The organism is Bacillota bacterium, assembly GCA_012842395.1.
In the GTDB taxonomy this organism is placed as follows: domain Bacteria; phylum Bacillota; class SHA-98; order UBA4971; family UBA4971; genus UBA6256.
The window spans coordinates 1-20627 of record DUSX01000027.1; the positions used below are offsets into that span (position 1 = coordinate 1).

At 62.5% G+C, this 20627-nt stretch carries 18 protein-coding genes and 1 rRNA gene; 15 read left to right on the plus strand and 4 right to left on the minus strand.

The features are described from left to right. From rrf to ruvB, 9 genes are all read left to right on the plus strand, one after another. A 5S ribosomal RNA gene (rrf, locus tag GX515_07960) occupies nt 1-109 on the plus strand; the annotation flags it as partial. Nucleotides 110-688: 579 nt separating this feature from the next. Next, complete coding sequence (locus GX515_07965) at nt 689-1708, plus strand: LacI family transcriptional regulator (GenBank protein ID HHY32933.1); 1020 nt, start codon at nt 689-691, stop codon at nt 1706-1708. 212 nt (nt 1709-1920) lie between these two features. Beyond that, complete coding sequence (locus GX515_07970) at nt 1921-2766, plus strand: sugar ABC transporter permease (protein HHY32934.1); 846 nt, start codon at nt 1921-1923, stop codon at nt 2764-2766. Between the two features lie 148 nt (nt 2767-2914). Further along, complete coding sequence (locus GX515_07975; protein HHY32935.1) at nt 2915-3697, plus strand: carbohydrate ABC transporter permease; 783 nt, start codon at nt 2915-2917, stop codon at nt 3695-3697. Between the two features lie 342 nt (nt 3698-4039). Next, nucleotides 4040-5305 carry an extracellular solute-binding protein gene (locus GX515_07980; GenBank protein HHY32936.1) on the plus strand — a complete coding sequence of 422 codons (1266 nt, stop codon included), beginning with the start codon at nt 4040-4042 and terminating at the stop codon, nt 5303-5305. Between the two features lie 114 nt (nt 5306-5419). After that, nucleotides 5420-7915, plus strand: coding sequence for a glycosyl transferase (locus GX515_07985; GenBank protein HHY32937.1), 2496 nt, complete (start codon nt 5420-5422; stop codon nt 7913-7915). A gap of 391 nt (nt 7916-8306) precedes the next feature. Next, nucleotides 8307-8828, plus strand: a complete 522-nt coding sequence (gene ruvC / locus GX515_07990) for a crossover junction endodeoxyribonuclease RuvC (GenBank protein ID HHY32938.1) — start codon at nt 8307-8309, stop codon at nt 8826-8828. 28 nt (nt 8829-8856) lie between these two features. After that, nucleotides 8857-9549, plus strand: coding sequence for a Holliday junction branch migration protein RuvA (locus tag GX515_07995; protein ID HHY32939.1), 693 nt, complete (start codon nt 8857-8859; stop codon nt 9547-9549). Nucleotides 9550-9608: 59 nt separating this feature from the next. Continuing rightward, the gene (ruvB, locus tag GX515_08000) at nt 9609-10634 is read left to right on the plus strand and encodes a Holliday junction branch migration DNA helicase RuvB (protein HHY32940.1); all 1026 of its coding nucleotides are present in this window, start codon (nt 9609-9611) and stop codon (nt 10632-10634) included. 141 nt (nt 10635-10775) lie between these two features. On the opposite strand, the gene GX515_08005 is transcribed toward ruvB, so the two are convergent. Beyond that, nucleotides 10776-13172 (minus strand): hypothetical protein, encoded by a 2397-nt coding sequence (locus tag GX515_08005; protein HHY32941.1) that lies wholly within the window; start codon nt 13170-13172, stop codon nt 10776-10778. A 329-nt stretch (nt 13173-13501) separates the two neighbouring features. Between GX515_08005 and GX515_08010 the strand changes: the two genes are divergently transcribed. Further along, nucleotides 13502-14899: a tryptophanase gene (locus tag GX515_08010; GenBank protein ID HHY32942.1), complete on the plus strand. Its 1398-nt coding sequence runs from the start codon at nt 13502-13504 to the stop codon at nt 14897-14899. Nucleotides 14900-15320: 421 nt separating this feature from the next. Then, a complete protein-coding gene (locus GX515_08015) occupies nt 15321-16097 on the plus strand; it encodes a tRNA 2-thiocytidine biosynthesis protein TtcA (protein ID HHY32943.1) in 777 nt (258 codons plus the stop codon). 50 nt (nt 16098-16147) lie between these two features. On the opposite strand, the gene GX515_08020 is transcribed toward GX515_08015, so the two are convergent. Then, a complete protein-coding gene (locus GX515_08020; protein ID HHY32944.1) occupies nt 16148-16582 on the minus strand; it encodes a PaaI family thioesterase in 435 nt (144 codons plus the stop codon). Further along, on the minus strand, nt 16570-17148 hold the full coding sequence (locus GX515_08025) for a reverse transcriptase-like protein (protein HHY32945.1): 579 nt from the start codon (nt 17146-17148) through the stop codon (nt 16570-16572). Before GX515_08025 ends, GX515_08020 begins: the two co-directional genes overlap by 13 nt. Before the next feature lie 234 nt (nt 17149-17382). Between GX515_08025 and GX515_08030 the strand changes: the two genes are divergently transcribed. The 3 genes from GX515_08030 (at nt 17383) to GX515_08040 (ending at nt 18495) form a co-directional block, all read left to right on the plus strand. Continuing rightward, complete coding sequence (locus tag GX515_08030; GenBank protein HHY32946.1) at nt 17383-17580, plus strand: spore coat associated protein CotJA; 198 nt, start codon at nt 17383-17385, stop codon at nt 17578-17580. Nucleotides 17581-17642: 62 nt separating this feature from the next. Next, nucleotides 17643-17903: a spore coat protein CotJB gene (locus GX515_08035; protein HHY32947.1), complete on the plus strand. Its 261-nt coding sequence runs from the start codon at nt 17643-17645 to the stop codon at nt 17901-17903. A 19-nt stretch (nt 17904-17922) separates the two neighbouring features. Next, a complete protein-coding gene (locus tag GX515_08040) occupies nt 17923-18495 on the plus strand; it encodes a manganese catalase family protein (protein HHY32948.1) in 573 nt (190 codons plus the stop codon). Nucleotides 18496-18583: 88 nt separating this feature from the next. Here the strand turns inward: GX515_08040 and GX515_08045 are convergent, their stop codons facing one another. Further along, the gene (locus GX515_08045) at nt 18584-19927 is read right to left on the minus strand and encodes an MFS transporter (protein HHY32949.1); all 1344 of its coding nucleotides are present in this window, start codon (nt 19925-19927) and stop codon (nt 18584-18586) included. Nucleotides 19928-20448: 521 nt separating this feature from the next. Here GX515_08045 and GX515_08050 point away from each other — a divergent pair. Beyond that, nucleotides 20449-20622: a hypothetical protein gene (locus tag GX515_08050; GenBank protein ID HHY32950.1), complete on the plus strand. Its 174-nt coding sequence runs from the start codon at nt 20449-20451 to the stop codon at nt 20620-20622. The last annotated feature ends 5 nt before the right edge of the window (nt 20623-20627 follow it).

Here is a 20627-nt window from a genome sequence, read left to right on the forward strand (position 1 = left end):
CAATAGCGGAGGGGAAACACCTGTTCCCATTCCGAACACAGAAGTTAAGCCCTCCAGCGCCGATGGTACTGCACTGGCAACGGTGCGGGAGAGTAGGTCGCTGCCGGAAGGCTTTTTTATGTACGCAGCGGCCGTGTGCGCGGCGGCCGAGACGGTCAGACGGTCAGGGTCAGGACCCAGCCGCGACCCAATCGCGGCCTGCCTGAAACGGCTTGCGCGCGGCCGCGTCCCGTCCCGGTCGCCGTTGCGCCTTGCGTCGCACCGTGCGCACCGCACTTGTGTGCCCGAACGCCCTCCGGGTGCGCTCCGGGCGCGCTTCGTTTACGAGCGCCGCGCCAGGCGGGGCGCCCCGCCTCGTGCCCACGCCAGCCTTTGCGCCTACTACAGACAGGGAAGCGAGACAACGAAGCGCCCACCTGTCGGCCTCGCCGCGTCCTTGCCTGATGCTACCTGTCTCGCCCCTTGTGGACGGTGTGGTGTGCTTGAGGCGGACCGGGCCAAGACGATACCCATATCCATATCCATGTATCCCCAGGCGAGTGACATCAGTAGACAAAGACCAGCCCACACAAAAGAAAATACCCGCGCTGAAAGAAGGAATTCCGCCACATGCGTTGAATCAATGATATGACACCGATAGACACAACATCTTCTCGCCAGCCGCATTCCGGCAGTGGGAGCTCAAGACATGGCAACCATATACGATGTCGCCAAGAAGGCAAACGTTTCCGTGAAGACCGTGTCGCGCGTGCTGAACAGGAGTCAGCTGGTCAGGCAAGAGACGCGCTCGCGCGTTCTAGCGGCTATGGCGGATCTCGACTTCCACCCCAACTCGGCGGCCCGCAGTCTCAGGCAGAAGCGGACCGGCGCGATCGGGTTCGTGGTTCCATTCGGGTCGGATTTCGTGTTCCACGATCCCGGCATGATCGAACAGATCAAAGGGGCCCTTGATCTCCTCAACGAGCGCGGCTACGACATGGTGCTGTCAGTGCCGACGAATCGGGACGATGCTCTTAGAGAGGTCGTTCGGCTGACGAAGCGGCGCAACGTCGACGGGGCCATATTGTACGGGATGACAGGAGCCGATAGCATAGTGAAGGAGCTTTCAGAGAAGGGGTTCCACTTCGTGTCGCTGGGCTACTGTTACCCCGAGCAAACCCACAATTTCGTGGAGATCGACGCGGTGGCCGGGGGCATCGCCGCCACCCGGTACGCGATCTCCCTCGGCCACACGCGTATCGGGCTCATCAAGGAGCCCAGCAATTTCCTATTGCCCAACAAGCGGAGCATCGCCGAAGGCTACAAGACCGCGTTGGAGCAGGCAGGTATCCCGTATGATGAGCGTCTGGTCCGGGAAGGGGACTATACGGTTAGCGGAGGGTACTGGGCCGCGCTTCGCCTCCTCGACCACGATGAGCACGCCAGGGTATCGGCCATCATCTGCAGCAGCGACCCGACCGCGCTGGGTGCCCTCCGTGCGCTCCGTGAGAGAGGCCTGGTCCCGGCGTCTGGAACACAAAACGGTTTCCTGCTCTTGGCCGGCGACTGCCTTCCCTCCACGAGATTCATCGAGCCGTCGTTGGGCGGCATACAAGCGCCCCTATACGAGCAGGGGCGCCTCGCCGCCGACATGCTTGTGTCCGTGATATCTGAGGGGCGCGATGTGCCTGGGATCGTGCTGAAGCCGACCATGCTGGTACCCGCGTGACGGGGTTTTTTGACCGATGGAATGACATCGATGGACAGCCACAATTCGCTTACCGAGCGGGGGTCTGTCTCCTGTGGAACAAAGGGGGGGGTGAGGAGTTGGAGGCGCAGGTTCGCTCGCGCGCAAGTGCCGCAGTGGGAAGGGCATCGAGGGCTCTCGCCTGGAGACGGACGCTGCCTTATCTGCTGATTGCCCCCGCTCTTCTCGGCACGATCTTCGTTCATGTGATCCCCATCGTCTGGGGCGTGTTTATTAGCTTCCGGAACCTTGACATCTACACGATCGCTAATTGGCGTGCCGCCCCCTTCGTGGGGCTTGCGAACTATCTGGAAGCCCTCGATCTCAGCGACCCGGACGGGGTCCTGTTCCTGAGGTCCGTGGCCAACGTGCTTTACTATGGCGTGGTGACCATCACCATCGGATACGTCATAGGTCTCGCCGTCGCTCTCCTTCTCAATCAGCGGTTCTATGGGAGGACCATTGTGCGAGGCCTCGTGCTCCTGCCGTACATCATGCCCGATTCCGTTGCCTACAGCGTGTGGCGGTTCATCTTCCAGGCGAGGGTAGGCATTGTGAATAGCTTCTTAATGTCCCTGGGCCTCATCAAGGAGCCCCTCGTGTGGCTCGTTGGGACGAGGACGATGTTCTCAGTGATGGTGGCGAGCATATGGAAGGGTTGGCCGTTTGCGAGCCTGCTCCTTTTGGCGGGCCTGCAATCGGTTCCCCGCGAGCTCCTGGAGTGCGCATCGATCGATGGGGCGAACTGGTGGCAGAGGTTCCGCTACGTTACCTGGCCGCACATCCTACCGGTCACAAAGACGCTGCTTCTGCTGAACATCCTCTGGAACTTCAACGCGTACAACCAGTTTAAGGTGATGCTCGGGGACGACCCCGGGATCTACGCGGAAGTGCCATCGACCTTCGTTGTCAGGCAGGCCTTCGATAACCTGAGGTACGGCATGGGTGCGGCCATGTCGGTGGTCCTGGTGCTGATGATGACTGTGGTGGCTATCATCTATCTCCGGACTCTCAAGCCCGGCACATCGGTGGAGGACTGATACGACAATGAACCCCGCGAATCCCGAGAAAAAAGCGTATCGAAGCATGAGGTCGCCCCGGGTGAAGGCGATCCGAATCGCGGAGCGGGTGGGGCTTTACGCCGCGGTGATCCTTGTGCTCGTCGTTGTGCTCATTCCGTACCTGTGGATGGTGTCCGGCTCTTTCAAGACAAGCCTTGAGATACAGTCGGCCGACATAACCGATCCGAACCTTGCTCCAAGGTGGATCCCGCGTACGTTCACCCTGGATAATTACAGGAACGTCAACCGCACCGTGAGGATCTTGGACTATTTCAGGAACAGCATGATCATATCCGTCGGGACAATGGTGCTCTGCCTGGCCCTCAGCATTCTTGCAGGCTATGCCCTCGCCCGGTTCGAGTTCAAGGGCAAAGGACCGTACGTGCTCTCGCTCCTCGTGACCCAGATGTTTCCCGGGATACTATTCCTGATCCCGTACTTCATCCTGTTCGTCTACATCAACAAATGGACGGGGATTCAGCTCAAGAACACGTACCAAGGGCTCATAATCACGTATTCGTCGTTTGCCCTTCCCTTCAGCATCCTCATGTTGCGCAGTTTCTTTGCCAACATACCGAGGGAGATAGACGAACAGGCTCAGATAGACGGATGCACCCCTGTGGGTGCCCTCTTCCGGGTGATCATCCCCATTGCGCGACCCGGCATAGCGGCAGTCGGCATATACGCGTTCATCATGAGCTGGAACGAGATCCTTTTCGCCTCGCTTCTCACGGGGCGAGCGACAAAGACGGTGGCCGTCGGTATCCTCGAGTACATAACGAACCAGGAAGCCCGATGGGCAGGGATGATGGCGGCGTGCATCATTGTGACCATACCCGTCCTGGTGCTCTTCACGCTCATTCAGAGGCATATCGTGGAGGGCCTCGTGTCTGGTTCTGTCAAAGGGTGACGGGCTAGGGGCAACGACCGCGCATCGACATCGCAGGGAGCAGCGCAAGAACAAACGAGGTATCATTGGCCGACGACGGAAGGGAGGTGAGGCCACGGACGGGGCGGGCCGTTATCGCGAGACCCGCGTCTGGCCCGGATGGACGGGCAAGGGCCGGCGGGCCGCCGATGGCCTGGCAGGGCGTGGAGTGTCTGGAGTTCTGGAGTTTGGGTGTGACTTGAGTGTGGTCGTGCGCGAGTCCAGGCGACTCGGAGTGAGGCCTAGTGGAGTTCAGCGACTAGAGGGTTCTCCGGGTTCCAGGGTAACCAAACACAACTCATCCTCAATGGGAGGCGAATTCAGATGACACTGAGAAGGTGGATTCTTGTCTGCGCCGTTCTCTTCGCATTGCTCAGCGTAGTGACGGCGTCCGCGGCTCCCAAGGAGATAACGTTCTGGGTCATGCCCAACGCCCCCGACGAGACGCACACCGTGTGGCTGAACAAGGTGGCGCAAGAGTTCCAGGCCCAGACAGGCGTCAAGGTCAATTGGGAGATCGTAGGATGGGATACTGCCTGGTCACGCATCGCAGCTGCGATCGCCACCGGCGAGGGGGCTGACGTGTCGCAGGTGGGCACGACGTGGAACCCCCAGTTCGCAGCGACGGGCGGCCTTGAGGAGATCAACATCGCGGAGTTCGGCGGCGCCTCGGCGTTCATGAAGGCGAACCTGGACTCCACGACTTACAAGGGCCGCTACTACGGCGTGCCCTGGTTCGCCGAGACCAGGTGCCTGTTCTACAACAAGGACATGTTCGCTGCGGCGAAGGTGAACCCGCCGCAGACCTATGACGAGGTCATAACGGTCGGCAAGGCTATAACGAAGGCGCTTGGGCCTGGCAAGGCGTTCGCCATGGCTGGCACGAACGCGTGGGACCTCATCCACAACTGGGCGATCATCCTCTGGGCTAACGGTGGAGATCTCGTCGATGTCGCGGCGAAGAAGGCCATCTTCAACAGCGAGGCCGGTGTGCAGGCCATGCGGTGGTATGTGAGCCTGGTCGAGAACGGGCTTGCGGACAAGGCCTGCGCCGAGTACAACCAGCCGCAGGCTGACGCGGCCTTCATAAACGGCAACGTCGCCATGTGCTTCATGGGCCCGTGGAACATAGCCAACATCGAGCAGGAGAACCCGACCTTGAACTATGGCGTGGTGGAGCCGCCGAAGGGCTCGAAAGGCCGGGCAGCCTTCTCTGGCGGAAGCAACCTCGTGATATTCAAGGCCAGCAAGAACAAGGACGCAGCCAAGGCATGGATAAAGTTCCTGCTTGAGAAGGAGAAGATGGTGGATTACACTCAGCACCTCTCCCACATGCTCCCAGCGACCCTGGCCGCATACGATGATCCTTACTACTCAACGGGAGTCTGGAAGACGTTCAAGACCGCTCTTGGCTATGCCACGGCTTACCCGCCTTTGGCGGTCTGGGGCGACATTGAGAACGCCATCGTTTCTGAGTTCAAGAACGTCCTAAGCGACTACATCGTCGGCAAGTACAAAGCCGATGACGTCAAGCGCTATCTAGACGCAGCTGCAAAGAAGGTTGACGAGGCACTGCAGCGCGAGAAGTAGGTCTGGACCGCCCAGGCCCGGGACAGATGGTGGCGGGGATGCCTTCCTGGCGTCCCCGCCACCGGTAAATGAAAGGCTACCCACGCCGACAAGGCCAAGGAGGGACCGTCAGGGATGAGGTACGGGCACTTTGACGACGAACGGCGCGAGTATGTCATAGAACGTCCGGACACGCCGTCCCCGTGGATAAACTACCTCGGCACGCGCGAGTACATCGCGATCGTCTCAAACACCGGTGGAGGCTATAGCTTTTACTCTGACGCGAGGCTCAGGCGCATCTTGCGTTACCGGTACAACAATATTCCAACCGACGAAGGCGGCAGGTACCTTTTCATTCGCCACTCCGATGGGGACTTCTGGTCTCCCACGTGGCAACCTGTGCGGAAGCCCCTCGACTTTTATGAGTGCCGCCATGGGCTCGGGTACACCTCCATCAAGTCGTCGCGCCGAGGGCTCGCCGTTGATGTGACCTACTTCGTCCCGGTTGATGAGCCTCTCGAAGTGTGGGAGGTCGTGATTGAGAACCGCAATGATCACCGTGAGGACATCACCCTCTTCTCGTTCGTGGAGTTCTGCCTATGGGACGCGCTTGATGACCAGACGAACTTCCAGAGAAACCTGAATATCGGTGAGGTCGAGGTCGAGGACGGCGTCATATACCACACCACGGAGTACCGCGAGAGAAGGGACCACTTCGCGTTCTTCGCCACCAGCGGCGAAGTAGTAGGATTCGACACGGATCGCGAGGCCTTCCTCGGCCCGTACGGCACGCTCTCGGCGCCGCGGGCCGTGATAGAAGGGAAGGCGTCCGGTTCGTTGGCGTATGGTTGGGCGCCCATCGGGTCGCACTGCGTGCGTGTGTCTCTCGGCCCGGGCGGGCGGCAACACGTTTTGTTCGTTTTGGGGCTTGCCTGGAACAAACCAGGGGCGAAATTCACAGCGGACGGGCGAGTCAACAAGGCGGGAGCGCGTGAGGTCATATCGCGCTACCTCGACCCGCGCACGGTCGCGGCGGCGCGGGAGGAGCTCGCGCGGCACTGGGACCTCCTCCTGGCGGGGTTCCAGGCCAAGACACCCGATTCCAACATGGCCCGGGAGATCAATGTGTGGAACCAATATCAGTGTTTGACCACGCTGAAGCTTGCGCGGTCCGCATCCTATTACGAGTCCGGCATCAGCAGGGGCATTGGGTTCCGCGACGGGAGCCAGGACATCCTTGGTGCCCTGCACCAGGTCCCATCGAGCGCGGCGACGCGCCTTCGGGAACTCGCGGCGATTCAGTTTGCCGCGGGGAACACCTATCACCAGTATTCGCCCCTGACCAAGCAGGGTAACAACGACATCGGCAGCGGGTTCAACGATGACCCGATGTGGCTGGTCATCGCGACAGCCCAGTACCTAAAGGAGACCGGCGACCTTGGGGTCTTGTCGATGGAGGCACCGTTCGCGGACGACCCGCGTCCGGTCACCTTGGAGGAGCACCTCAGGCGGTGCATGTCATACATCCTTGCTAACCTCGGCCCCCATGGGCTACCGCTTATAGGCGAGGCGGACTGGAACGACTGCCTGAACCTCAACTGGAGGACGCAGCACGACGGCAGGGTGGCCGAATCCGTGCTCATCGGCGAGCTTTTCGTATGCGCGGCGTCCGAGATGGCGGCCATCGCGCGCCTCAAGGGCAACGACGAGGAGGCGGAGGCGTACTCGGCGGCAGCCCGCGACATGGTCGCGGCCATAAACGCCCACGCATGGGACGGTGAATGGTACATCAGGGCCTTCGACGACTCCGGCGCGCCCGTGGGATCCTCCCACAACGCAGAGGGACGAATCTTCCTCGAGACTCAGCCCTGGGCGGTGATGAGCGGGGTGGCGCCACGTGAGAGAGGGATCGCCGCCATGGACTCAGTGTGGGCGCACCTTGCAACGCCACACGGCATAGTCCTGCAGCAGCCGGCTTTCACCCGCTACTCCGAGGCCATCGGTGCATGTACCTGCTATCCTCCTGGAGTCAAGGAGAACGCCGGCATATTCTGTCACCCGAATACATGGGCGATAATTGCCGAGTGCGCATTGGGGAGGGGAGACAGAGCCTACTCGTACTATTCCAGGTTGCTTCCCACCGCGCGTGAGCGGATGTCGGAGATCCACAAGGCTGAGCCCTACGTGTACGCTCAGATGATAGCCGGCCCCGACTGCCCGAGGTTCGGTGAGGCCAAGAACTCCTGGCTCACGGGCACGGCGTCATGGATGTTCGTCGCGGCGTCACAGTGGATCCTCGGGGTGAGGCCTGAATACGACGGGCTCGTCATAGACCCGTGCATCCCGCAAGAGTGGCCCGGGTTTACCGTGAGGCGCGTCTTCCGCGGCCGCACCTATGTCATCCGTGTAGAGAACCCCGACCACGTGAGCCGGGGCGTTGCCCGCATCGAGCTGGACGGCCAGGAGCTGGAGCCGGTGCCTGCTGCGCCCGGCCGCGGGACGGTCTTGCCCGAATACCGCGCGCCGGGGGAGCTTGTGGGGTTCATCCCGGTCGGAGCGGCAAGACCCCGGGACGGCGCGAGCGCCGAGCACTCTGTGAGAGTAGTGATGGGGAGGGTTTGTGGGACCTGATCTTGGCTCGTTTTCCACGGAGGACACGTCTCCCAAGGTAAAGGTCATTTCTCAACTCGGCCGCGTTCCTAATGCGGGAAGTGGGCTTAGTAGCGGCGTTCGATGTAGAGCATCCATGTGTAGCTTGTAGCTATGGCATCCATCCGCCGCGATACCGTGGCACCGCGGCACCCCGGATACGAGGCGTGTCGGCAGGCAGGTGCGAGGGCGCATCCAGGCATCCAGAGGGTGCGCCTTCGCGCGTACTTGCCGCGCCGATCCCGCGCACACGCAGAACCCCATTCCCCGAACATCAGTTGCCCGCCCGCAGGCGCGGATGGTATAATCGGGTGGACGGGAGGCGCTCAGTGTGCCACGCGATGTCGACCCTCGCAACAGGGGAGAGGCCCTGATGGCCGAAGGCCAACGGATCATCGGCATCGATCCCGGCCTCGTTGATACTGGGTACGGCGTCGTCGAAGTGTCTCGCTGCTCGGTGCGCCTAGTCGAGGCGGGGCTCGTTCGCACAACCGCGTCCGCCCGCCTCGAAGTACGGCTCAAGGAGATATTCGACGGGGTGCTGTCGATCTTGTCCGAGCACCTTCCGGCCGCGGTCATAGTTGAAGACCTTTACACGAGCTACCGGCACCCCAGGACCGCCGTGCTGATGGGTCACGCCCGCGGCGTCATCCTGCTCGCCGCCGGGGCCAGAGGGATCGAAGTCGTCTCGTACCCGCCGGCGCGCGTGAAGAAGGCGCTCACGGGGCAGGGCACGGCCAGCAAGGAACAGATCCAAAGGATGATTCAGGTGCGGTTGGGCCTCGAGGAAGTCCCCGAGCCGGATCACGTGGCCGACGCGCTCGCTCTTGCGCTTTGCCATCACAACTTCCTTACACATGCCACGTACGAGATGTCGGGGGCGCGACAGCGTTAGCCCGCCCTTTTGGAGGCAGTGAGCTTACTTGATCTCCGCGATCACGGGCAAACTCGTCCGCATTCAAGAAGACCGCGTCAGCATAGAGGTCGGCGGGCTCTCCTACGACGTGCTCGTATCTCCATCCACAGCCAGGGCGCTCGTGCCCCGGCGAGAGCAGGAGGTCAGGCTGGAGACCATATTCTACATCCAGGGGGTGCCAGGCGGTGTCGGCAACACCGTGCCTGTGCTCGTCGGATTCCTCAGCGAGGTCGACAAGGAGTTCTTCGAGCATTTCATCACCGTCGGAGGCATCGGCCCGAAAGCGGCCCTGAAAGCCCTCACGGTGCCGACGCCGCGCGTTGCGCGTGCCATCGAGGACTCCGACATAGCGACCCTTAGCTCGCTCCCGGGCATCGGCAAGCAGAGGGCGGCCAGGATCGTTGCGGAGTTGAGAGGGAAGGTCGGCAGGTTTGCGCTGAGAGCAGAGGGCGAGGAGGCGGAAAGGCAGGCCGGGGGCGCTGTGGCGGGGCGGGTGGCCGCCGCGACCGCGATTCCGCCCGTGGACGAGGTGGCGGCGGAGGCCCTCGAGGTCCTCTTGCAGCTCGGTTACAAGCGGCAAGAGGCCGAGGAAATGATCCGTCAGGTGATGGCCAAGCGACCGGAGCTTCGGACCGCGGAGGCGGTCATACAAGAGATATATAGGTCCTCGGAACATGCTAGAGAGCGACGCGGCACCTGATGCCGGAAGGCCATGGCTGGGCGCGAGCGCCGCTCGAGGAACTTGATGGGGGCGTGACGATGGCTCGAGTGAGGCTTGTAAGTGCGGAGGAACAGACAGAAGAAGAGACCTACCAGCGCAGCCTTCGCCCATCGGTGCTTGCCGAGTTCACCGGGCAGAAGCAGGTGGTCGCGAACCTTGCCATAGCTGTGGAGGCGGCGAGAAGGCGCAACGAGGCCCTTGACCACGTCCTTCTGTATGGCCCGCCCGGCCTCGGCAAGACTACGCTCGCGCACATAATCGCGAACGAGATGAAATCCAACATAATCTCGACGTCAGGGCCCGCCATAGAGCGGCCGGGCGACCTCATGGGCATACTCACGAACCTCGAGGACGGCGACGTGCTTTTCATCGACGAGATCCACAGGCTGCCCAAGGTGGTCGAGGAGTTCATCTACTCCGCCATGGAAGACTTCCAGATCGACTTCGTGGTGGACAAGGGAGCCTTCGCGAAGACGATAAAGGTCCCGCTCAAGCGTTTCACGCTCGTCGGCGCTACCACGAGGGCCGGGCTCCTTTCCGCGCCGCTCCGCGAGCGGTTCGGCATCTTCCATCACCTGGACTTCTATCCGCCGGAGGAGCTAGCTGAGATCCTCGAGAGATCCGCGTCCATACTGAAGGTCTCCGTGGAAGACGAGGCCAGGGCGGAGATCGCGCGGCGCTCGCGCGGCACGCCGAGGATCGCGAATCGGCTCCTGAAGAGAGTGCGCGACTACGCCCAGGTCAAGGCCGAAGGGGTCATCACGAAGGACGTGGTGGCCGCGTCCCTCGCCATGGAAGGCATAGACGATGCGGGCCTCGACAATCTCGACAGGAAGTATCTCAGGGCCATCATAGAGTTCTATGGGGGCGGCCCCGTAGGGATCGAGGCGCTCTCCGCCACGCTCAACGAGGAGCAGGACACCCTCGTCGACATGGTGGAGCCATTTCTTCTCAAGATAGGATTCGTGGTCCGCACAGCCAGCGGCCGTCGCGCCACGGAGCACGCTTTCAGACACCTGGGCATCGCACCGAATGTGCAGAAAGGCCTCCCTGCGTTATTCTAGCTCAGTCCCACTAGCCAGGAGGCGTCCCTGAGGGTCCTTCCTGTTTCCGGAGACCTCATCTAGCCTGGCTTGTATCGACTCCATTCTCGACCTGTTCATCCGAGATCCCTCCGTGGAGTCCTTCCGTCACTCACCTGAGCTTTACCTTTCGGTTCTGCTTCCGTAGAGTGCCGGCAGGTACCTTTCATACAAGCGGACGTTGAAATCCAGAGGATTCTCGTCCCTGAATCGACGCAGGGCGTCGAGGTCCAGCTCGCCCACCACTACCTCTTCCTGGTCAAACGAGGCCGCGCGCGAGAGCCAGCCGTCGCCGGACGGCGTCATCTCCAATGGTGCCAGAAGCCCACTTCGCCCCGTGAAAGGTATTCCCAGCAGGTTGCCGACCGCGGCGGCCGATACGCCGAGCACCTGGCTTTCCTGCACCCTCGGCCAGATGCCGCGCATCGTGCGCCAGAAGAGGTACTCCTCGCTGTTGGCGGATGGGATCACCACGATGTCCGCTCCGCGCAGGCGGGCGATGCGGAAGGTCTCAAAGTAGGTCGCGTCCATGCAAATGGGAAAGGCGATGCGCCCGAGCGGAGTGTCAACGACCTCGAGCTCTGAGCCTGGTTCGAAGCCCCACGCCGCCTCCATCGGCACCAGGTGGAGCTTGCGCTGGCGCGCGATGAGTTCCCCGTCTGGGCCGTAGAAGTAGCCGATCACGCGCATCTTGCCGTCGTCGTCCTCGAGGAACGCGCTCCCTGTGATGATGTAGACGCGGAACGCCCGGGCGAGAGTCGAGAAGGTCGTTTCGTAGATACGCTTTACCGCAGGCGAGATGACCCGGAAGACCTCGCATACCTTGACGTCCTCCCCGGCCACGTCAGCCACTGCAGCGTCTATGCCTTTCGCGGCGAGCTTGTCTATGCCGGGGAGCAGGCCCACGAGCGGCGTGCCCGAATCCTCGGGGAACACCACGAGCTGCGCGCCTTTGTCGACCGCGTTCTTCGTGAGGCCGTAGATTCTTTCGGCGTAGCTCCTTGCATCCTTGATGATGTCCAACCGCATCTGCACAGCCGCCACGCGTACCCTGGACGGACGACGGGACGGGCGGCTGACGTCGGCCGGCAGTTGACCCTCGTGAGCAGCGTAAGGAGAGCCTGCGACTGCGCGAGGATCATCGGCTTCGCGCGGGCCGCGGCTAGGGCCTGGGAGGAGCCCGGCGCACGCGTCACTCGGAACTATGCGTTTCCTGGCAAGGTAACCCCGGATCATCGCAGGCCTGGACGCCCACAAGAGGAGCGCCTTGAGCGCCAGGCCGCGGAACATGCTGGCTATCCTTTGGCCGGCCGGCGGCCGCGGCGCGCTCTCGCGCGCGGCCGTTCTGTCGTCCGCGCGCGCAGGGGTGGGCGCCGTGCGGATACTCGTGGGAAGCGTTGACGCTCGGCCGGCGGCCTCCGGGTGAGCGGACGGCGGGGCCGATGCGGATGACGCGGACGCGACCCGGGATGCAGGCGGGATGGCGGATGCGGGGGCAGCCTGCGTCCCATGCGGGGCACCGGGCGCGTTTACGCACGAGCCAGCGGCGTGCGGCATTCCGGACGCCAGCCCGGCCATGGCCGGGCCCGTAGCCGCGGCGGCAACGCCGCCCATAGTGTGTTCCCGGTACAGTTGGGGGAACCACGTGCTGTAGAGCCGTGGGTTGAGGTGCTTGAAGATGGGGAATCGCTCGATGGTCCCCCTGATGGACGGGAACGACAGGTCCGCGACGACGATCTCCTCGGCTGTGGTGCGTGCGGCCCGTGCAAGGACGCCTGTATCGCCTTCCGTCATCTCGCACGTCGCGTAGATGGTGGACCTGCCCTCGAACTCGACGCCGCCGGCCAGCCCGACGAGGCATGCCTCCACCCCGAAAACCTGGTTCTGCTGGACGTTCTGCCACATGCCCCGCACTTGGTGCCATTCGCTGTAGGGCGCCGGGACCGCCGTTGGCGCTAGCACTATCTGTGCACCCTGCAGGGCCAGGATTCGCACGACCTCTGGATACCACGCATCCTCGCAGACTGCAAATCCGACCATTCCGAGGGACGTCTGAAACACTTCGAGCCCGTCGACACACCTCACAAAACCGCTGGCTCGCTCGTCGCGGGACAGGTGGGTCTGGGCCTGCCTTCCGATGAGGTCCCCGTCCGGGGATATCAGGTGTGCTTCGTTACGGACGCCTCCTGGGCCGGGCACCGGGATGGTCCCGGGCGCGATGTACACCCGGTGCCGTGCGGCAAGGCGGGAGAAAAGCCGCAGGAAATCGGCCTGTGCGTCGCTCGCTCGCGATGATGCGAAGACTTTCGACACGGCTGCCCCGAACCCGGGCCCAAGGAAAAGGTTCGCCCCCGGGAATGCAGCAGCGAGATAGGCAAGACCGGTGTACGCAGGAAAAACTACCATGTCTGCGCCGAGGTCCACCGCGGACCGGGCCACCACGTCGTCCACCCGTGCCACGAAGTCGTCAAGCGACTCCCTGCGTCTTGCCATGAACTGAACGCACGCCACCCTGCTCACCCTAGGTCGACCCCTCTCCCAGCCTTCCTCTGACTCCGCCCCGGCGCCTTCGCACCGGATTGGGGGAAACTTGACGGCTCCGCGTTGGATTGTCTCAATAGTCATTATTCAAGGACGCCGTCACCTCCTCCAAGTACGGCGCCATAAGTTTTCGTTTCCGTTCTTGACGGCCCCAGGGTCGTCGGCGCCCCCGGCAGGAGAGCGCTGGTCGGAGTAGAACAATTACCATTGTCGCGCTTAGGGTGCGGGACCGTGGGTTTTGTGCAGTGTAGCAGGTTTTTGTCCGGCGAGCGCGGCGGAGGGCGATCGCGAGCCGAATAGCTCCGTGAATGGGAGGAAGGCATGTGCGAAAGAGGTCCGAGTACGCCGAGCCGTACCGCATCAAGATGGTCGAGCCGATCAGGCAGACGTCGCGATCGAGGCGGGAGGAAGTGCTCCGTGAGGCTGGGTACAACGTCTTCAACATCCCTTCGCAGGAGGTGTACATAGATCTCCTTACCGACAGCGGGACCTCCGCGATGAGCGACAACCAGTGGGCGGGGCTGATGATCGGGGACGAGGCTTACGCCGGTAGCAAGAACTTCTACCACCTCCGTGATACCGTAAGCGAATTGCTGGGCTTCAAATACGTGCTCCCGACTCACCAGGGCAGGGGCGCTGAGAACATTCTCACGACGATGCTCGTGAAGCCCGGCGATCGGGTGCTTGGCAACATGCACTTCGATACCACCGAGGGGCACATCCGCCTGAAGGGCGGCGAGCCGGTCAACCTGGTGATAAAGGAAGGTTACGAGACTGCAACGCGCCATCCGTTCAAGGGCAACATAGATACCGGGCGGCTCCGGGAAGAGATACGCCGGTACGGAAGGGATCGCATATCCTTCATCAACATCACTATCACGTGCAACAGCAACGGCGGCCAACCGGTTTCCATGGCCAACATCCGCGAGGTTAGTGCAATAGCGAGGGAGCATGGGATCAAGGTCTTCTTCGACGCCGCGCGTTTTGCCGAAAACGCGTACTTCATCAAAGAGCGTGAGGAGGGCTACGCTAACAAGACCATCGCGGAGATTTCCCGGGAAATGTTCTCCTACGCGGACGGCTGCACCATGAGCACCAAGAAAGACGGCCTCGTAAACATCGGTGGCCTCTTCGCCACGAATGACGAGGCGCTCTACCGCACCGCCGGACAGTGGGGCATCGTCTACGAGGGCTTCCTCACCTACGGCGGGCTGGCAGGCCGCGACCTGGAAGCCATGGCGAGGGGTCTCCGCGAGGTAGTCGACGAGGCGTACCTTGAAGACCGCATCGGGCAGGTGGGCTACCTCGGGACCCGTCTCCTGGAGGAAGGCGTCCCCATCATCGAGCCGCCGGGCGGGCACGGGGTCTATGTGGACGCTAAGCGGCTCCTTCCGCACCTGCCGCAGAGCGCCTTCCCCGCCCAGGCCATCGTGGCCGAGCTTTACCTGGAGGCTGGCGTGCGCGCGGTGGAGCTCGGCACGGCCGCATTTGGCCGCAAAGACGAGAAAACGGGGGAGCAGGTCTTCCCCGAGCTCGAGCTCGTGCGGCTTGCGGTGCCGCGGCGGGTGTACACCGACAGGCACATGGACGTGGTGGCGCGTGCCCTAGGTGCGATCGCAGGCCGCAAAGACAAGATACGCGGCATGAAGCTGGTGTATGAGGCCCCGGTTCTGAGACACTTCACCGCGCGGTTTGAGCCTCTCTAGATGTACCGCGAGAAGTCCGTGCTGTTTTCCGGCGCGGGGTGTCTGTGGCGCCGGGTTGCCAGCGTTGCCTTCCGCGGGGCCGGCGCTCTCCCGGCGCGCCCGCTCGAATTTGGCGCGCGAGGCAGCCAGATTCTCAGCGCTCCGTCGTGCAAGCGCTGGCAACCCTGCACCGTCAAGAAATGAGACGGAGACTCCGAGCGCCATACTTAGGCTTTGCGCGGCAGGCGTTCCCGAGTCTTGCAAGGGCCGGCGTGGGCTTCAATCCAGCGAACGCAACGTGAGGCAGCTACTAGGAGGTCCCGCACACGTGAAAGACGATCCGTGCGATGATGCCTTCTTGCCGGGTTTTGAGGGGCCGGAGCCCCCAACGCTCTCCCGCTCCCACGCACGTCGCGTCTGGCGGGCGATCATCGAGTTTCAAATGATATCCGAGGGCGACCGCATCCTGGTGGGCTTCTCGGGAGGCAAGGACAGCGCCTTTCTTCTCTATGCGCTGGCTGCTATCCGCGCATACTCACCCGTGGGTTTTACCGTCGCTGCGGGGCACGTTGGCATGAGCTTCGAACAGGACGCGGACGGCGATGGGCTGGACAGGCTCGTCAAATTCGCGGAACGGGTTGGCGTGCCGTTCTTCATGAAAGAGACAAACATCGCGCGGGTCGCGTTCAGCCCCGGTCGGAAGGAGAACCCGTGCGCCATATGCTCTCACTTGCGCCGCGGCGCCCTGAACGGCTTGGCGCGCGAAAATGGCTTTAACAAGGTCGCCCTCGCGCATCACCGTGATGACGCCGTCGAGACCTTCGTGATGAGCGTGCTGTACTCCGGACAGGTCCACACGTTCCGGCCCGTCACGTTTCTGGACCGGACCGGCATAACCGTCATCCGGCCACTCGTTTATTTCAAGGAGTCGGAAGTAACGGGAGCGGTTCGACGGCTCGGTTACGAGCCGCCTCCCGACCCGTGTCCGATGCACGGAGTAAGCTACCGGGCCAAGGTGAAAGCGCTCATTCGCGCTCTCACCCGCGAAAACCCTATCGTCTATGACAACCTCTTCAAAGCGATCCATGAGGACGCCATTGGGGATCTCTGGCCTCCCGTCGCCACCGACGCACAGATGCGCGAGCGCCACAAGGCCTTCTTCGGCAAGCTCGCCCGTGGCGAGGCGGAAGAAGACTCCGAACGCCCCGCGTCGTCTTGACCGTTGCGGGTGGCCCTGCCCGGTCGCGCGTTCCGTTCGGGGGCCCTCGATCACGTGCGGTCCTCGTGACCAACCTCTCGGGGCTGCACGTCCGATACAACGAGGAACGTGCCCTCCGCTTCCGCGGCAAGCTCCCCGGACGCGTCCCTTATCTCGGATCTGAGGACGTGCCTGGCTGAGCCGCTCTTCACCAGCTCACCCGAGACAGTTACCTTGCTCCCCACGCGAACGGGCCTCCTGAATCTCGCGGACAGCGTGACGGTGACCGCGAGCTTCCCGCGGAGGATAAGGGCCCACGCCATGGCCTCGTCCAGCAAGGCGCACACGATTCCTCCATGCACCACCCCCGCGAAGCCCTGGAACTCCTCGCCGGGCTCAAACACTGCCACGGCCCGGCCTTTGTCGTCCATGCGGAACTTCAGCTTCAGCCCGATAGGGTTCCTCGGGCCACAGGCGAAACACTTTCCGTCGTCTATGAAGTCCATTCCTGTGCCTCGTCCTCCATGCTGCCCGTCCGGCTGCGGCCCTTCGCCAGATGATAATGTGACGCCGGATCGTCACCATGTCCGTCCACGCACGCTGCGTCCTCGCCCGTGCGAGACACCGCGGGCCTGCCCACATCAAGCAGCGTGGGAGCCACCACGGACATGCCGTAGCGTACATCGAAAGCCCTATAAGTATGGGCGAGTGCCCTTATCTGAAGAGCAAGCCCGACAAACTCGCGAGGGATCTTTCCGGTGCCTGTGACGACCGAGACCGCGCGCTCGTTATCTATGTAAACTACGACACGTTCGGCCTGATACCTCCTGGCTATCCTCAACGCCTCGAGGACGGCACGCAGCGCGGCCTCGTCTTCTGCGGCATTCTGCCACGTGTAGGCCACCTCGGCCAAGGGGGCGCCTCTCCCGCTGGTGATCACGAAGCGAGCTGTGAGAGGCAGAAGCGTGCTCCCACCCACGGACATGTTGATGAGAACCCTCACTGTATGATGGAGGAATGCGTGCTGGCATCTCCTCGGCCTCGTCAACGGGCGCGTAACAGGCACGCTCATGAGTTCCACCTCCGAACACATGTTCGCACTCACATGCTATCATATCTTGTCGCGTATGTCAACTCCTGGATTTCAACATCCCCACCTGCCCCGGCGCACCCGTCCCCACCGCACAACGTCTGTCCTCCGAGCATAGAATGGCACAGGAGCCATGCTCCGGCCGGGAACGGCGGCCGGCGCGCTTGCGCGGCACAGCCCGGCGCAGGAAACGATGGACGCGGGGAGGAATGCCAGATGGCGGATATCAAGGCGAGCATTCCGGGCGGCACCGGCCTCCCGGAGGGGCAAACGACAGGTTATTACGGCGAACTCGCCCGGGCTTACGTCCCGCCGCAGACGTACTCGCGTACTTGGAGCCCCGCCGAGGGCTTGATGAAAGGGACGGTCTTCCCGGAGCTGTACCGGCCGTACGAGCCGGGAATGCGGCCGTGACCGCGGCCGCGATGGCCCCGGCCGGGACCGTCCCCAGCAACCCAGAGACGGAGGGATAGCACATGGATCAGAGACGTCGAGAGCTCCTTCGCATCATGGAGCTGGAGTTTGCGGCCATAGATCTCAACCTGTTTCTGGACACCCATCCGGATGACCAGCGCGCCCTAGCTGATTTCAACGCAGTGGCACAGGAACTTCAGAGGGCGAAGACGGCGTACGAGTCGCGGTACGGACCCGTTCTGAACTACGGACAGAGCACGAGCCAGGGCACGTGGCGTTGGGTGGAGGATCCGTGGCCGTGGGAGATCACCTTCAACAGGTAACAGGAGGGAGTGGCGATCCATGTGGATATATGAGAAGAAGCTCGAGTATCCAATCAGGGTATCGTACACCAACCCGAGGCTGGCCAAGGAGATCATCACCCAATACGGGGGACCCGACGGCGAACTGGCGGCGTCTTTGCGCTATCTGACGCAGCGGTATACCATGCCGATATCCCAGGCGAAAGCGGTGCTCACCGACATCGGCACCGAGGAACTTGCTCACATGGAGATCATCGCGTCCCTGGTCTACAACCTCATCAAAGACGCCAGCGTGCAAGAGATCAAGGCCGCGGGACTCGATGACTATTACGCCGACCACGACAAGGCCCTGTACTTCGTCAACGCCGCCGGCGCGCCGTGGGTCGCGAGCTACATTCAGTCCAAGGGGGACCCCGTCGCCGACCTGCACGAGGACATGGCCGCTGAGCAAAAGGCGAGAGCTACGTACGAGTATCTCATCCGCCTATCGGACGATCCGGATGTTACGGACGCCTTACGATTCCTGAGGGAACGCGAGGTCGTGCACTTCCAGAGGTTCGGGGAGACGCTGAATCTCGTGCACGACTGGATGAACTCAAAGAAGATCTTCTGAGAGCCCGCTCGCCCGGCCTGCCTGTCGCTGCCGCCGTCCGCCCATCCAAGGAGGGGGCGGCAGCGACAAGGCAGAGCAAGGCGCAACCTCACGCCGCGTTCCCTTGCCCCTCACGAGCCTCGTGTCTTGCGGCGAGCTCGCGCTTGATCCTCGCCAGGGCGTCGCCGTGGAGAGGATACATCCTCAGGACCAGGAACGCGAGGATGAGCGCTATCACCGGCACGCCCGCCGTCAGGAAACGGACCCCCGTCTCGACAGACGCTGGCTGCGCCGCAAGGTTCGGGTCATACCCGCTGGCCTTGAGCACCTGGCTCATCACGAGAGCCTGGGCCGAAACGCCGAGCCTGATGAAAAGGGCGTTCGCGCCGAAGTACATACCCTCGCGCCGGCGCCCCGTGAGGACCTCGTCCTCATCGATAACGTCGGCGATCAGCACGTCGAACAGAAGCATGAGGCCGGCGAGGCCGATCCCGAGGAGCGCGCCGCACACGATGCCCATCGCGAGGCCCCTAGCGAGCCCGAATGGGATGAGGGCAAGGGCGAACAATACGATGGCGCTCAACATGGCTTGTTTCGGCCCGACCTTCACCGTATACCGCATCCATGGCGCCAACATGATGAACACCACGAGGAATACCGCACCAAGGAGCAACGACGACTGATCCTCCGCTATCTTCAGGGCGTATTTCGAGTAGAACGGCACGATCGCCATGATGAGGACGAAGACGAACTGCACGAGCATGGACGAGACCACATAGGTCATGAACGACTTGTTTGCGATAGTGTGCTTGAGTGCAGGGAACACGTTGAGCGGCTCCTCACCGGCACGTGCCCCTGTCTCGCGGCTCCCGAGGAGCGAGATGCCGACCGACACCCCCGTGACCACGCCATAGATGATCCCCATGGCGCCCCAGCCCAATCTCCCGTACACCACCGGCGCAAGCGCGATGCCCACGACGAGCCCGACATTTCCGAATATCTGGCGCCACATGGACACCGCAGCCCGGTCCTTGAGGCTCGGGAACATCTCCGGGAAGAGCGCCGTCCAGTTCAGGATGACCAGGGTGAAGATCCCGTCGAAGAGGAACATCATCACTGTGAAGTAAATGAAGAGCGAGAAGTGACCTGCGTTCACTACGCCTGACGGCGGGGTCCAAAGCAATATGAACGCCAGCGTGAGCGGGATGAGGCCCCCGGCGACGTACGGGATCCTGCGTCCCCATCTCGTGCGCGTGCGGTCGGAGAAATACCCGAACAGGGGGTCGTTGATGGCGTTCCAGATCCCGTATGCCATCATGCTGTAACCTATGAGTTCGATCGGGACTTTCAAGACATCCGCGTAGAAGAACACGATGTACGTCTGGACCGCTTGAGAGGACAAGCTCGAGCCGAGGGCACCGAAACTGTATGCCAGTTTCTCCCAAGTCTTCACATCGCGCGCATGCCCCCTCGGCCGTCCAAGCACCGCGCCGCCCTTCCTTACACATCGTCGAACCTCGACCATGACCCTCGACCATGACGGGCAGGAGCGGAGGGCTGCGGGGCGCTCGGCGGGCTCGGGGCGCATACACACCTCCTTCCCGAATGGAATCCGGGATTTCGTCCAGGTCGCCGCCTGTGCAGGCAGGGCTCGGCCGGGGCCCGGCTAGCCCCGGCGAATCCGTGCCTAACCTGAGACGTGCGCGAAATGTACTATTCGTCAGTCATCCCGGGACTCCTTTCGTGGGTCCGACACTGCCTGGACAAGATTCCCAGCCCGCCGTCGCATGCATATTCTGAACCATGAAGCCGGACAAAAGCAGGAACCCTGTACGGAAGTGCGAATGATCACAGGGCCAGGCCTAGGCGGTGATTGGTGTGCAGTCTTCATCCCCAGTCCGGGAGAACCCGTGCTGTCGCAAAGCGGGCGATGCTCCGGCGCGTCGAGCGTGCCTCGTCTGCGGGAAGCGAGGCGTGGACGGGCCCGTCGTCCTCGGGAAAAGGCTTTGCGCCAACTGCGAGCGGGCTATCGTCAACCTTGATGCCGGCGCGCGCGACTACGATTTTTACGTCGCCAAGATCAGGCAGGCCTGGCGGTCATACCTTGAGGCGCGCCAGCGCCTCGCAAGACCGGGAGCGTGTGAGTGAGGCGC

Coding starts and splice junctions, on each gene's coding strand:
- GX515_07965 (HHY32933.1), top strand. CDS start 689: ATGGCAACCATATACGATGTCGCCAAGAAGGCAAACGTTTCCGTGAAG.
- GX515_07975 (HHY32935.1), top strand. CDS start 2,915: ATGGTGTCCGGCTCTTTCAAGACAAGCCTTGAGATACAGTCGGCCGAC.
- GX515_08040 (HHY32948.1), top strand. CDS start 17,923: ATGTGGATATATGAGAAGAAGCTCGAGTATCCAATCAGGGTATCGTAC.
- ruvB (HHY32940.1), top strand. CDS start 9,609: ATGGCTCGAGTGAGGCTTGTAAGTGCGGAGGAACAGACAGAAGAAGAG.
- GX515_08015 (HHY32943.1), top strand. CDS start 15,321: ATGATATCCGAGGGCGACCGCATCCTGGTGGGCTTCTCGGGAGGCAAG.
- GX515_07980 (HHY32936.1), top strand. CDS start 4,040: ATGACACTGAGAAGGTGGATTCTTGTCTGCGCCGTTCTCTTCGCATTG.
- GX515_08010 (HHY32942.1), top strand. CDS start 13,502: ATGGGAGGAAGGCATGTGCGAAAGAGGTCCGAGTACGCCGAGCCGTAC.
- GX515_08030 (HHY32946.1), top strand. CDS start 17,383: ATGGCGGATATCAAGGCGAGCATTCCGGGCGGCACCGGCCTCCCGGAG.
- GX515_08020 (HHY32944.1), bottom strand. CDS start 16,582: ATGGACTTCATAGACGACGGAAAGTGTTTCGCCTGTGGCCCGAGGAAC.
- GX515_07985 (HHY32937.1), top strand. CDS start 5,420: ATGAGGTACGGGCACTTTGACGACGAACGGCGCGAGTATGTCATAGAA.
- GX515_08035 (HHY32947.1), top strand. CDS start 17,643: ATGGATCAGAGACGTCGAGAGCTCCTTCGCATCATGGAGCTGGAGTTT.
- GX515_08025 (HHY32945.1), bottom strand. CDS start 17,148: ATGAGCGTGCCTGTTACGCGCCCGTTGACGAGGCCGAGGAGATGCCAG.
- ruvC (HHY32938.1), top strand. CDS start 8,307: ATGGCCGAAGGCCAACGGATCATCGGCATCGATCCCGGCCTCGTTGAT.